Origin of the sequence: Marinobacter sp., from assembly GCF_041984545.1 — a bacterium.
Taxonomy (GTDB): Bacteria; Pseudomonadota; Gammaproteobacteria; order Pseudomonadales; family Oleiphilaceae; genus Marinobacter.
The window spans coordinates 1-586 of record NZ_JBHIXV010000100.1; the positions used below are offsets into that span (position 1 = coordinate 1).

Consider the following 586-nt stretch of genomic DNA (forward strand, 5'->3'; position numbering starts at 1 on the left):
CGCAAACACATGGATGGCCTGAGTGACGGGCTGGACCTGGCGTCCGAAATCCGCGCCAATGAAAGCCCCAGGGGCGAGTGGGTGATTGCCCCGGGCGCCGATAGCCGCCGCCGCATCCTGTACATCCACGGGGGCGCCTGGGCGGCCGGCAGCCCCAAGAGCCACCGGGGTATTACTGACCGGCTGTCACACCTGGCCAGGGCCGCGGTGTTTGCCGTGGATTACCGGCTGATGCCGGAGAATCGCTACATGGATGGTGTTCGTGATTGCCGCACCGCCTACACCTGGCTGCTGCACCACGGCCCGGATGGCCCCGAAGAGGCCTCATTCATGGTCATCGCCGGCGACTCTGCCGGTGGCAGTCACACCCTGGGCCTGCTCGCCTGGATCCGGGACAACGATCTGCGCCAGGCAGATGCCGCCGTGGCGCTGTCTCCGTCCACGGATCTCACGCTCACAGCACCCAGCAACCGAGACAACATCCGCACCGATCCGCTGCTTGGCCCCGCGTTTGGGGGACTGTCCCGGATTCCCCTGCCCGTCATCTGGTGGGTCACTCTGGCGGCCTTTCGGGTTTCCCCCGCCA

At 66.9% G+C, this 586-nt stretch carries 1 protein-coding gene; it reads left to right on the forward strand.

Going from position 1 to position 586, the window contains the following annotated elements:
- Positions 1–586, forward strand: a 586-nt coding sequence (locus tag ACFC20_RS17730; protein ID WP_375194135.1) for an alpha/beta hydrolase, incomplete at both ends; no start/stop codon positions are given.